9 protein-coding genes and 1 pseudogene are annotated in these 13,955 nt (G+C 28.9%); 1 reads left to right on the top strand and 9 read right to left on the bottom strand.

Translation table 11 applies throughout. The features are described 5' to 3' along the window. Positions 1–47: 47 nt before the first annotated feature. Together CLRAG_RS03605 and CLRAG_RS03600 are read right to left on the bottom strand one after the other, a co-directional pair. A complete protein-coding gene (locus CLRAG_RS03605) occupies positions 48–1,061 on the bottom strand; it encodes a rhomboid family intramembrane serine protease (RefSeq protein ID WP_065077123.1) in 1,014 nt (337 codons plus the stop codon). Between the two features lie 379 nt (positions 1,062–1,440). Continuing rightward, positions 1,441–2,498: pseudogene (locus CLRAG_RS03600) on the bottom strand (HD-GYP domain-containing protein). A 222-nt stretch (positions 2,499–2,720) separates the two neighbouring features. Between CLRAG_RS03600 and CLRAG_RS03595 the strand changes: the two are divergent. After that, positions 2,721–3,044, top strand: coding sequence for a hypothetical protein (locus CLRAG_RS03595; protein WP_065077122.1), 324 nt, complete (start codon positions 2,721–2,723; stop codon positions 3,042–3,044). Between the two features lie 6 nt (positions 3,045–3,050). Here the strand turns inward: CLRAG_RS03595 and CLRAG_RS03590 are convergent, their stop codons facing one another. The 7 genes from CLRAG_RS03590 to CLRAG_RS03560 all read right to left on the bottom strand — a co-directional run bounded on the left by CLRAG_RS03590 (position 3,051) and on the right by CLRAG_RS03560 (position 13,702). Next, positions 3,051–3,482 carry a Fur family transcriptional regulator gene (locus CLRAG_RS03590; protein WP_065077121.1) on the bottom strand — a complete coding sequence of 144 codons (432 nt, stop codon included), beginning with the start codon at positions 3,480–3,482 and terminating at the stop codon, positions 3,051–3,053. Positions 3,483–3,499: 17 nt separating this feature from the next. Then, a complete protein-coding gene (locus tag CLRAG_RS03585; RefSeq protein ID WP_065077120.1) occupies positions 3,500–4,054 on the bottom strand; it encodes a manganese efflux pump MntP in 555 nt (184 codons plus the stop codon). 90 nt (positions 4,055–4,144) lie between these two features. Continuing rightward, on the bottom strand, positions 4,145–4,873 hold the full coding sequence (locus tag CLRAG_RS03580) for a M48 family metallopeptidase (protein WP_065077119.1): 729 nt from the start codon (positions 4,871–4,873) through the stop codon (positions 4,145–4,147). Positions 4,874–4,886: 13 nt separating this feature from the next. Then, complete coding sequence (locus CLRAG_RS03575) at positions 4,887–6,491, bottom strand: S41 family peptidase (RefSeq protein ID WP_065077118.1); 1,605 nt, start codon at positions 6,489–6,491, stop codon at positions 4,887–4,889. Between the two features lie 235 nt (positions 6,492–6,726). Continuing rightward, positions 6,727–8,811 carry a leucine-rich repeat domain-containing protein gene (locus tag CLRAG_RS03570; RefSeq protein WP_065077117.1) on the bottom strand — a complete coding sequence of 695 codons (2,085 nt, stop codon included), beginning with the start codon at positions 8,809–8,811 and terminating at the stop codon, positions 6,727–6,729. Between the two features lie 88 nt (positions 8,812–8,899). Further along, positions 8,900–10,969, bottom strand: coding sequence for a leucine-rich repeat domain-containing protein (locus tag CLRAG_RS03565; protein WP_065077116.1), 2,070 nt, complete (start codon positions 10,967–10,969; stop codon positions 8,900–8,902). Positions 10,970–11,020: 51 nt separating this feature from the next. After that, positions 11,021–13,702: a YhgE/Pip domain-containing protein gene (locus tag CLRAG_RS03560; protein ID WP_065077115.1), complete on the bottom strand. Its 2,682-nt coding sequence runs from the start codon at positions 13,700–13,702 to the stop codon at positions 11,021–11,023. Between the last annotated feature and the right edge of the window lie 253 nt (positions 13,703–13,955).

Genomic DNA, 13,955 nt, shown 5'->3' with positions numbered 1-13,955 from the left:
TTAATTAAAAATATTGCTTTGCAATTTGCTTAAACTGTAAAAGCTATTTATTGGGCGATGTTTTTTACATTGCCCAATAAATATGTTATGACTATTCCTCCTACAAGTCCTCCTAAGTGTCCAAAGTTATCTACGTTTGCTATAGAAAATCCTATTATTAGATTTACCACAATTATAGATAATACATTCATTAAAAATTCCTTACCAATTTTATGTTTCATTTTTATAGCAAATACCAATGCCGCACCTAAAAGTCCAAATATTGCTCCTGAAGCTCCTACTGAAATAGAGGACGAAAACATAAAACTAAATACTGAAGAAACTAAACCTGATATAAGGTACAGCACTATGTATTTAACTTTACCATACACTTTCTCAACAAAAGAACCCATTATATAAAGTGAATACATATTTACTCCTAAATGAACTATTCCGGCATGTAAAAACATACAAGTAAAAAGCCTATAATATTGTCCTGAAGCTATAAGTGAGTTAACTTTAGCTCCCATAAATACAAGTACATTTACATCACTATCAAATACATTCCCAGAAAGGTATGCTGTTACTGCATATACCGCAACATTTAAAGCTATTATAATCCACGTTACAATTAAGTCTTTCATTTTATATATATTTTTTGACTGTTTATTTGCTAAAGTACTTTGTTTTGCATAAATCATACAATTATATATTTCTTTAGCTAACTCCTTCAAATCAGGAGTATACAAAGTTATTTGATTTAAATAAGGATTTAAAAAAATTAATCCACATTGTGGATTATTATTTTTATCCACTGTGGCATGTTCTCCCCTATCTAACACTATTTGTACAAGCCTTACACTTTTATTGTCAAACAGATTTTTTAAACGTAACTTTATATCTTCAACATTTATATTTCTATAACTTTCCATCTTAGAAAAGAAAACTACTTGCATAATAGAATTTTGCTCTCTGCATAACGCCCATCTACTGCATATTCCATTTATACCTTCTAGTTCTATAATATTAAAATTATAGTTCTTGCATAACTTGTCTATTAAATTATCAATATATGAACTCATATTTTTCTCCTCAAAAAAACGAATACACCGATAAGTATAGCTCAACTTTCGCAGTTTAAGAACTTTGCGAAGCAAAGCTTCGCAAGTTAAGAATTAATAATGAAAAATTAATAGTAAAGGATGATTTTTAGCTATCGCAAAAAATCTTTAAATTTATACAAATCAACAATGTTTCGTTTTAGCGAAACGAGGGGTGAAAAGCTTAATCAAAGATTTTTGGTAGTGTAACGGAAAAAATCCACATTAACTATTAATTCTTCATTCTTAACTATTAATTAAAAATATTGTTTCTCAATATTTTTATATTATGTTAATTTCTTATGTACAAAAGTTAAGTTATTAATATTTTCCACATTTATAATACGCTGTATATGTTATATTATACTATTTCTTCTACGATTACACTTAGATTTTTAAGTAGATCGACTTCATAACCTGATATGTTATCTCCAGTTTCAGGATCTTGTAATACCCTTATCACCGGCCTATCAGGAAATCCTCTGTTTTGCCTTACAACATACCCCTTGACTCCATTTGATAACTTAACGCAGCATCCAAGTGGATAAACAGCAAATGTATTTTTGAAATGGGCTACTATTTCCTGGTCAAAACTAGTTCCACTGCCTGAAAGTACGAGTTCATAAGCATCATTAGGGCGAAATTTTTTTCTATAACACCTATCATTACTAACAGCATCATATACATCACATATGCAAACCATTTTTGCAAAATTTGTTATCTGTTTATCCTTAAGTCCATAAGGATATCCTCTGCCATCAACTCTCTCATGATGCTGTTCAACTATTTTAATTATAGGACTGTATGTACCAAAAACTTTTTTTAAGATTTTTGAACCATGTAGGGGATGTTTTTTTATTTCAGCAAATTCTTCATCTGTTAACTTACCTTTTTTGTTCAATATCTCTATAGGCACTTTTGTCTTTCCTACATCATGTAAGATAGCTCCCACACCAAGTTCCTTTATATTAAATCCACTGTATCCTGCTGAAATTCCTAAAAAAGAAGCCATAACACAAGTATCTATTGAGTGAACAAAAGTATAGTTGTCATACGTTTGTATGTCATAAAGACTTTTATTTACATCTCCAACATCAACTATATAATTAATCATTTCTTCTACTGTTTTTAAAGATTGTCTTAATCCTTTTTCATTGTAATTATTTAAATTTACCATTACTTTTGACATACTTTTCATAGTAGACTGTTTAAGCTGTGCCAATTTTTCATCTTCGACATATACATCTTCTAATCTTTCATCTTCGACATATACATAAAATACACCTAATTTTTTAATTTATCTATATAGTTACTATTCAACTTTACTCCTGCTCGTAATAAAACTTGTCCTTCACAGGTTAATATGCTCTTTCCAAGTACATCTTCTTCCATAACCCTATCTATAAATTCTAGCCTCATAATTTCACCCCAATAAAGTTTTACATTGTAATATTTCTTAATAAAATAATACCATACAACCATAAAAATTTAAATAATTTAAAATTAAAAATGACCTAACTTCCACATAAATCCTAACTCTAGAAAATATTTTTCTATATAAATAAAAATAAGTATTTACTTATTTTGTAAATTTGTATATTATAATATTAAAACATTATTTCCATTATGTGGAGGAAAATTATGAAAAAATTTATGATTATATTTATAAGTATTTTACTTGCTGTTACAATAGTAGAAAAAGTATATGTATCATATAAGTGTAGAGATATTAACTACGCAGTTAAAAATTATTTTACTACCGGCATTTTTAATAAATATAAGCTGTGCAACATGGGGGATATAAATATGTATTTTTCCAATGGAACAGTTGCATTTATTAAAGTTTCTGGTATGTCTACTAAAATGCCCTACGAAAAACTAAAATATACTGTATTTATACAAAAAAACACCAGAGGAGTGTGGAAAATAAAAAAAGTATATCCCACACAGATAACTTTAAAATAAAACTCTTTAGTTTTTACTACTTTTTCTCTTTCTACAATCTGCACATATTCCATTTAATTTAAAATCCAGTTCTTCGTCCTCAAATACAAAACCCGTTTTGCTTTTTATAATTTCCTCTATTTGCTGCATAGGACAGTCTATTTCTACTTCTTTATGACATATTTTACACTCCAATATATGCTTATGTTTTTTTTTCATTATAGCATAACTATATTTATTTTCACCCAAATCAAATTTTCTAACAATTTTCTTATTTTCAAACAATTCTAAGGATCTATAAATAGTGGATAAATCTACATTTATGTTTCTTTCTCTACACTTTTCAAATAAATTATCAACAGTTATAGCATTTTCACTCTTAGATAATATATCTAAAATATTCAATCTTGCTTTTGTAACTTTTATTCTACGTTTTCTCAAGTACTTTTCTACATCCATAAATTCACCCCAAATTTTCACTTAAAAAACATCATCTTAATACCAAATATAATAAGTATTACTCCCCCTATATAATCTGCATATTTACTTACAATATGTATTTTCTGGAGGTACTTCGAAATAAAAAAAGCAAACAAACACATAATAAAGGTAATTAAGCCTATAAACACAGTGCTAATAAATAGATCCACCCTATTTGCTATATTATTTAAAGTTGTAAATCCTATTACTAGTGCATCAATACTTACTGAAACTCCAAGCACTAGAATCATTCCTGGTTTAATGAGTATGCATTCCCCTTTACTGGCAAAACCCTCTTTAACCATAAGGATGCCTACTATAGATACTAATGCTCCTCCAATTACCTGGGGAACAGATGCAATATATGTATTAAATAGAAACCCTGCATAGGCACCGCATATAGCAAAAAGAAACTGAAAAAATCCACATGAAAAAGAAAGTTGAAACTTATTTCTTTTCTCCACTGAACCATTCAATCCCACACACAGTGAGACACCAAAGGCATCTAAAGAAAGTGCCACTGCAATCAAAAGTAAAAAATAAAATTTCATATTATTTTCCTTTCGCAATTAAAATTACTTATAATAACTTACTTAATTTTACTTTATTATTTTTCTAATGTCTACAAGTTTGCTTACTGCTCATATGTATTTTTGAGGAAAGTTAAGCATATATCCATTACATTTAAGCCATTTTCCTCTGTTTTTATATTGTGGAATTATAGATTCCACTAATCTCCAGTAGTCTCTAGAATGATCCATATGTACAAGGTGGCAAAGTTCATGCACAACTACATAATCTATAATTTCTATAGGTGCCATTAAAATTTTATAATTTAAATTAATATTTCCATTAGAGGAACAGCTGCCCCATCTAGTCTTCTGACACCTAATTGTTATTTTTTTTGGATAAACATTTAGGCTCTTGTGATAAATATCCACCCGTTCTCTAAAAATCACCCTAGCCCTTTGTTTATAAAATTCGCATATGCTCTTTTTAATATTTTCTTCATTTTTTAATAATACAGCTTTGCCATAAACTATAATTTTATCTCCTGCAATTTCTACATAACATTTTTTTATATCTGCCTGATTCATTTCTATTTTTAAAAAATTGCCCATCCATAAAAGTTTTTTCCCATCTAACAAACCCATGGACTTCATATTGTAAATTCTATTTTTTGTAATTTTTATATTTTCTTGTATCCATTCTATTTTATTCTTAACTATCTCCTCTATGGATAGATAACTAACATTAAGAGGCGATATTACATATACTTCACCTTTTTCATTAATTTTAATAGTTATGTTTTTTATATTCTTCTTTATTACCTTATATTCAAATGAAGAAAGTCTATGAGTTGTTTCCATTTTTCACCTTTCATTAATTTTTAACAGTAACTGGCTTTATAGTGTCTTTAACCTTTATATAGTAGGTCTTTCCTTTTTCTAATTTTTCCTGTGGCACAATAACTACTTTGTTGTCTTCTACGCTGCCTATTTTAAAAGCAACCCTTTTACCAGTAGTACCATTTATAATTTCCATATTTATTTTATCCTTTATATCAGAGCTTATTTTTTTGTTAAAAATCACAGTAAATGCTTTGTCCTGTGACACCTGCTGCATTGTATCTAAAACCTTATCTTCTGGATAAAAAAACTTATATATATTGCTAAAGTATTCTTCCGGAACCTTTTCCCATCCATCTTTAGTGCCTATACAAATTTGTGATCTATCTATATTATTCACTATATACTTAAAAGCAGACCAATATTCCTCATTTTTAGCAATACTTAAATCTATATAAAATTTTTCATTATTTATTGTAACTTTTAGAAGTCCTTGCTGGTCTGTTCCATCTTTACACTGTCCTGACAATAATTGCGCTACTGCCAAAGAATTCTCATTACCTGTATCAAAATCAGGTTTTATTCCTACTTTTTGTATTGTATTACCTGCAGGTGAATAAAATTTTTCTACAGTTAACTTCAATGCTCCTCCATCTGAAAGGTCAAACATCTGCTGTGCCACACCTTTTCCATAAGTAGTATTTCCTATAAAAAAAGCTTTTTTATAGTCCTTCACTGCTGCAGACAGTATTTCAGAAGCACTGGCAGTATATTTATCTGCCAAAAATATAGTAGGCTTGTCTATCATACTTTGTTGTTCTCCTGCCAGGTAGCCTATTTTTTCACCGCTTTTATTTTGAACTATAAGTGCTAAATTTTTTCCTATGAAATTTCCTGCTACATTTAGGGCAGAATCCATATATCCTCCACCATTATCTCTCAGGTCTATTATGTACCTTGCAGGCTTATTTGCTTGAAGCTCTTTTAACTTTTCATTAAACTTTTGTGATGTGTCTTCTCCAAAAGATGCTATGTGAATATATGCAGTATTACTATCCAACATTTTTCCATCTACTATTGGGATACTTACCTCTCCCCTTTTTACAGAAAAGCTTAATACCCTGTCCTGCCTTTGAATTACAAGATTAACATTTGTATTTTCGTCTCCTTTAATATATGAAGAAGCTTGATCAAGTGTTATATTGGCAAGTGAATGGGAATTGGCCGAAATTATAATATCCCCTTCCTTAAGTCCCACACTTTCTGCTGGAGAATTTGCAACTACAGAATCTATTTTTATCCCTGAAGGAACCTGAGACATATATATGCCTATTCCATAGATTTTATTATTTATGGAATTTAAAAAATTTGTTTCTTCTTCTTTAGAAAAATACTCAGTATATGGATCATTAAGTTTTTTCAGTGCTTCATCTATACTAGATGCATTTAATACCCCGTCTGGTATATTGCCTACATAATAAGTTTTAATATCGTTTTTCACTTCATTTAGTACTTGTGACGAGTCCGCTGCCGCTGCCGTAAATGAAAAGCCAAGTAAAAAAAATACAGTCCAAAATACCACAAATAAATTTTTTGCATATAATCTCATATCTAATTTTCTCATTGAGTTACTTTTCATATAGTAATCCTCCCAAAATTATTATAGGTTGTAATTGAAGCTTGAACTTATTCGCAGAGATATTTTTACAATAATGAAGCACATTTAAATATTTTTTACTTACACTTATCAAAATATTTAACGGACTGAAGGTTGTAAAAATATTCGGAGAATAATTCAACTTTCAAGCTAGAAACTCTATAATTAATGAAATAATTATATCATTATTGAACATTTACTTCCATTGAAATTTATCTTATTTACTTACTGTCACTCGGGAGGATAGGGCATTAATTTGGCCTTCAGGAACCTTGTCATTAGTTATTATAAGATCTTTTAATTTATCTAAAGAGTTAACTGCACTTATATCAGATATATAATTATCACTAGCATCAATACTCTCTAAATTATAAAGAGATGATACAGGAGACAAATCCGAAACTAAATTATTTCCAAAAGATAAAGTTTTCAGATCCTTCATTCCTCTAACTTCACTTATGGTACCTATACTGTTTTTATCGATATATAACCTCATAAGATATTTCATATTTTCAAGACAATTTATATTACTTATGTTGTTACCATATAAGTATAAGTTTTTCATATAAATTAGATTAGAAAGAGGACTTATATCACTTATATAATTTGACTTTAAGCTCAAAGTCTCTAAACTTTTCAAATTTGATAAAACACCTATATTTTTTATACTATCATTATCTAATCTTAGTTCCTTAAGTTCAGTTAAATTTTCAAGTCCACTAATAGTTGTAAGATTATTACTGTCACAAACAGTAATCCACTTTAACTTTGTAAGATTATTTAGGGATTCAAAAGTACTTATACTAGTTTTATTTGCAGATAATCTTTCCAAATCCTTAAGTTTTGAAATTGGACTGAGATCACTTACTTTATCTTCATTTATATTCAAATCTGTGAGATTTAAAAGATAACTCAGTGGAGATAAATCTGAAACTTTAGTTTTATCCACATCCAGCGACTCTAAATCTGAAAAATTTTCTATTCCTGAAAGTGAAGATACATTTGTGTTTCCTAAATTTAAGGTTTTCAAGTTAACCAAATTTTTAATACAAGAAATATTTGAAATACTCGTATCTGTAGCTTCTATACAAGTAAGATTAGTTAAATCTTTAATTGGATCTAAAGCACTCACATCAGTATCTGTAATATATAGATTTTGTAAACTTTCTAAATCCTTTAAAGGGGTTAAATCAGATATTCTATTTTTACCTATATTCAATACTTTAAGATCTGTTAAATTTTCTATTCCTGAAAGATCTGTAATACCTTTATCCCAAAGATTTAATTCTACTACATTGTCAAGTTCTCCCTTTTTAATATCTCCTTCAGTTTTTTCAATTTTATTTCTAATTTCTCTTTCTAAACTAGCATCTTTAAAGGTTACTACTACATTTGGATCTTCTACTAACTCATTTAAATTGTCCATACTATAAATTTCTTTGTTTCTGTATTTTACCCACTGCAATTTTTTAAATTTTTTTAGCTCCTTTAAGTCACTTATTTTATCCTTGTCCAAATTAAGTTTTTTTAAATTTGGAAGATCCTTCAGGGGGCTTATTTCTGTAAACGGATTCTCATCAAGGTAAAGTACATTTACATTTTTTAAATCTTCTAAATCTTCTATATCATCAATACTATTTTTACTTAAAATAAGGGTACTAACATTAGTTAAATCCTTAACTTTTTCTCCATCTTCTATAACATTGTTCTCTAGATTTACTGTTTTTAGTTTCTTTAAATCTTTAAGATAGCTAGGATTATTTATCTGATTCTTTGATAAATCAATTTCCTTTAAATTTTTCAATTTTGAAAGAGGCTCTATAGTCTTAATTTTGTTATCTCTTAAAACAATTCTCTCTAATTTATATAACTTTTCAAGAGGAGTTAAATCTGATATTTTATTTTTATATAGATTTAATTTTTCAAGATACTTAAGGTATTTAATAGAAGATATATCTTCTATTTCATTATTGCTCAAATCTAAAGTTTTAAGATTTTCCAAATACTCGATTCCCGAAATATCCTTTATTCCTTTGCCTTCTATATCAAGTTTAGTTAAAGCATATACATTATTTTTAGTGATATTTCCTTCAGGTTTATTTATTGCTTCCCGTACAGCCTTATTTAAATTTTCATCTTTAAATTGTATATTATTCGTGTTTTGTATGTTAGTTCCAAATACCTTATTAAATATAGCATTTGTATCCTCTATTCTTGTGGGACCTGCTAAAGCTGAAGTACTATATACACAAGCTATTATTCCTGCAGCACATATTGAAATTTTAATCTTATCTCTATCCACAAAATTACCTCCTTCTTAAAAACATAGGACTTAGGCATTTTCAAAGAAATAACTAGTCAGTATGCTATGATATTTTCTTTCAAATGCCTTAATCCGTTACATCTATGTCTTTAGATATTGAATTTATTATATACTTAGGTACATCAGTATTTGTAAGAGTCAAATTCTTAAGTGACCTCATGCTATTTATAGGACTTATATCATAAATGCTGTTATCTCCTACATCCAAAGTCTCAAGCTTTGTAAGGTTCCCAAGCTTTGATATACTTGTTATATCGTTCTTGCTCAAGTACAAGGTCTTTAGATTTTTCATGCTTGAAAGTGGAGCTATATCACTTATTTTATTACTATCCAGATACAATCTTACCATATTGTCCATTTCTGAAAGAGGTACTATGTCACTTATTTTGTTATTTGAAAGGTATAAACTTTGAATGCTCTTTGCATTTTTAAGTGATGTTATATCACTTATTTCATTTTTTATAAGACTTACAAGTTGTAAATCGTTTAATTTCTCTAATGCGCTTATATCCTTTATTTTGTTTGAGTCGCCGCGTATTTCTTTTAATTTAACTGTAGAATTTATACCCTCTAAACTTGTGAGTTTATTTTCATCTGCTAATAGCCTAGTAAGTTTTGTATTGCTCTTTAAAGGAATCAAAGAAGTTACTTTATTTTTATTTATGGACAGTGTTTCAAGTTCAGGCATAAAAGCAGTACAATTTATACTGGATATATTATTTTCATCTAATGAAAGGGAAGTTAAATTTACCAAACTCTCTAAGCTATCTATATCTGTAATATGATTTTTACTCAAATCCAAACTTTCCAAATTTTTAAGATCTTTAAGGCTTTCTATATCCGTTATATCGTTATCACTTAAATTCAAGGTTTCAAGTTTTGTCAAATTTTCAATAGGACTTATATCTGAAATTTTTGCTCCACATACCTGCAGCTTCTTTAGGCTAGTTAAATCTTCCAAATCGTCTAGTTTTTCAATTTTACTTCCGTTTAGGTACAACTGTTCCAAGTTGTCCAGATATTTTATATTGCTTAAGTCTACTATGTCATCTTTACTCAAATTTAAAGATTTCAGCCTTGCTAAATTTTCTATGCCAGAAAGGTCCTTTATCCCTTTATCAAACAAATCCAAATCGCTTATAAACTCCACATCATATTTATAAAGACTTCCAGAAGGCTTATCTATTTTATCCCTAATTGCTTTTTCCAAATTAGTATCTTTAAATGTAACTTCTACATTGGCATCATCCACTATATTATTTAATTTATCAAAATCAGTTATTTCCTGTCCGTCATATTTAAGCCATACTAAATCTTCAAATTTGCTGTTATTAAAATCTTTTATATTGTCAATCTTATCTTTATCTAAAGATATTCTTTTAAGATTTTTAAGTTCTAAAAGTGGTTTACCATCATTAAATGGATTTTGATCTAAATATAGCTTAGTTAAGTTTGTCAAATTATTTAAAGGGGTTACATCCTTTATATTATTTTTAGAAAGGTACAAACTTTGCAAATTACAAAGATGCTTTAAATATACTACATCTGATATTTTATTATCATCTAGCATAAGAGTCTTTAATCCATTTAAACTCCACAGTGCTCCTAAATTTTCAATTTTATTGCTACTTAAAGTAAGTTCTCTCAAGGAGTCCCTTCCTGCTAGTGGATCTATATTTTTAATTTCATTATTTGATGCATTTAATTTTTCAAGATGTTTTAAATGTGCAAGAGGTGTTAAGTTTTCTATTTTATTTTCATATAGATATAAAGTATTAAGTTGTTTTAAATTAGCTATAGGAGTCAAATCTTCTATTTTATTAAAGCTTAAATCTAAACTTTCTAGATTATTTAACCTCTCAAGTCCGCTTAAACTTCTTATGTCCTTATTTCTTATACTAAGTTTAGTTATACCTGAAAGGTCACTTATAGTTATAGGCTCATTTACTTTATTAAGTTTCTCCCTTATAGCTTTATCCAAATTTTTATCTGGAAAAACTATACCACTGTCTATACCCTCATAATATAAACTTGAATCACCATTATAGTCCCGTGCATATACTTTAGATACTAAGGGGGGACAACATGAACATACAAAAGTAATTGCAAGTATTAAACATATCTTTCTCCTATTCATAATTTTATACCGGAATATATTCCGATATATTCACCTCTTTTCAATAAAATTTTACTTTTTAGTTGAAAGCTTATTCTTGTTTAAATTTTCCTTCATGGCCTTCTCTTCAATTTCTCTAAGATCCAAAATTAAATTAAACTTTATAGAATACTTTTTGAATACTAAAGAGCAAATTAAAGATGCTGCTAAAAATATAGCTAACACTATCACATCATTTTGGAGGACACTATAGTCTATTCCCCAATCTATCTCTCTCATGGCAGATATAGAATATGTGAAAGGTAAAAACGGACCTATAGTTTCAAAAAATTTAGGTAGTAATTCTCCAGGGAATGTACCATTTGAGGAAGTAAGTTGTAATATTAAGGCTATTATTGCCATAAGCCTTCCTGCATCCCCAAATAAAAATACGAAATTTTGTATTATAGCTATAAATACAAAAGACAGAAATATATTAAAGGCAAAATATATTGTAACATTAGAAGGCTTAAGTCCAAGTGCCATAACTGCAGCACTTAAAAGTACAGCTTGAATCGTTCCTACAGCACAATAAGAAAGATATTTGCCTATAATCCTTGCAGGAAGCTTAATTTTTAAATTTGGATTTACATTCTCACTAATTAAAAAGAACATCAAAAGCGCACCAACCCAGATTCCCAGACTTATAAAGTATGGTGCCAGTCCTTGCCCATATCCACCTACATCATATAAAGGCTTATCTTTTACATTTAGTGGACTTGACATAAAATTTCCCATGTCCTTGCTGCTTGGAACCATTTTATCTGAAAGTTTTTCAGCGCCATCTGCCAATTTGTCATGCAGCTCTGCCACACCTTCATACAATTTATTTACACCATCTTGTAAATCAGGTATTTTATCTTTAAGAGTTTTTATACCATCTCTAAGAGTACCTGAACCATCATGTAATTTAAAAAGTCCATCTGACAAATCTGTAGATCCATCATAAAGTTTCTGAACACCTGACTCAACATCTGGTACCTTGTTATTGAGCTCTCCCAATTTATCCGTTAAAGTTTTAGAACCATCCTGTATTTTAAATAATCCATCAGATAAATCTACAGAGCCATCATAAAGGGTATTAACTCCGTTACTAAGTTCTGGAACAGAGTCTTTAAGCCTGCCAATTCCATCTGTTAAATTTTGAGAACCATTATATAGTGTATCTGTACCATCTTTCAAATCTTCAGTCTTATCATATAGTTCACCTAATCCATCATTTAATTTTTTTGCACCCGCATCTAGCTTATCGATTCCATCTATAAGTTGTTTTGCACTTTCTAATGCTGATTTTATATTGTCTACAGTACTTTCTAAAAACTTCACCTGAGTATCAAGCTCACTGCAAATAGCATATGTATTGCTGCTTTTATCTAATTTACCCATTAAGCTTTCTATACTAGTAGAAACACTTTGAAGGTATGAATTTGTATTATTTAGGGTACCCATTGTCTTAGAATAATCTAATTCTCCACCATCCGCCAAGTCCTTCAATTGTCCCTGCAGCAATTGCAAATTGTAGATTATAATTTGAGATATTGGCTTTAAACTACTATTATCTGGTATTTGTTTATCTATAGTACTTGCAATATATGTTAATCTCTGAACTTCAGGGTAAACATTTTGTACAATATATTGCCTATTTTTTTCTATTTGACTTTTAGCTGTACTTTCTGCATCTCCAACTCCAGATTTAACTTGATCAAGTCCATCTTTTAACTGCTTTGACCCATCTTTAAGTTTTCCCACACCATCCACTAAATCAGGCATATTGTCGTCCATTTCGTGAAGTCCATCTTGTAGTGATGTAGATCCATCATAAAGTTTGTCAATTCCATCCGATAAATCAGGAATTTTATCATTTAATGAATTAATTCCATTTCTAAGTGACTTACTTCCATCTACAGCATCTCCCATTTTATCAGTTATAGTAGCAGAACCTTTTAAGAGCTTGTTCACCCCATCTATAAGATCAGGCATTTTCCCATTTAAAGTTCCAAGTCCATCCCTCAGCTCATTACTTCCGTCTGCAGCATCATTTATTTTATTGGTTAAAGTGGAAGCTCCATTATATAGTTTGTCCATACCATTTCCCATAGATGGAACAGCATCTTTCATATCCGTAACTCCATCTTTAATCTGGGAAGTTCCATTAGATGCACTTTCCATTCCATCTCTCAATTCATACATACTGTCATAAACTTTTATTCCAATATTATATATCATACTTTTATTTATACTATCTTTTACTGCAATAGCTGCCTTATCAGATATAAGGCCTACTACATAATTTTTTTTCTTATTAGTTATAAATATTAAATTAGGTTTTTGTAAAATTCCTTTATCAGCTTGTACCATATGTTCTGTAAAGTCTTTTGGTATAATAAACATTGCATAATACTTACCCTGTTCCAAATACCCTTTGGAGTTCTTAAGATCTTTAGAAAATTTCCATTTAAGATCTTTATTATCTTTTAAATTATTTACAATATCATTTCCATAATTTACTTCTTCATTGTCAATTTTACCACCTTCATCTATATTTACAACAACCACTGGAATATTCTCTGTTTTTGAATATGGATCCCAAAAAGCTGCAAGATACATACCTCCATATATAAGAGGTATACATATTATAGCAAATAATCCAAGCAGCATAAGTTTACTACTAAGTATATTACGAATATCACCCCATACTACTTTAAAAAAGTTCATGCTATCTCCTCTCTTGAAACTTTATAAATAAAACTAATGTTGTAAATGTAATAAAATGTATAAAGTTTGCAATTTATAAATATGCCTAATTTAATATGACTGACTGGTCAGTTATATTAAACACCTTTTTTATATTTCTGTCAATAAGTTACGGCAAACTTAATATTGAGATTTAATTACATACAATTCTACATTATTTTGTAATATATTATCTTACAATAATTCATAATATTGAAATATCAATTTATTTATT

Source organism: Clostridium ragsdalei P11 (assembly GCF_001675165.1).
Taxonomy (GTDB): Bacteria; Bacillota; Clostridia; order Clostridiales; family Clostridiaceae; genus Clostridium_B; species Clostridium_B ragsdalei.
Note: the sequence above shows the minus strand (reverse complement) of the source record. Positions and strands in the feature narration are given on the sequence as shown.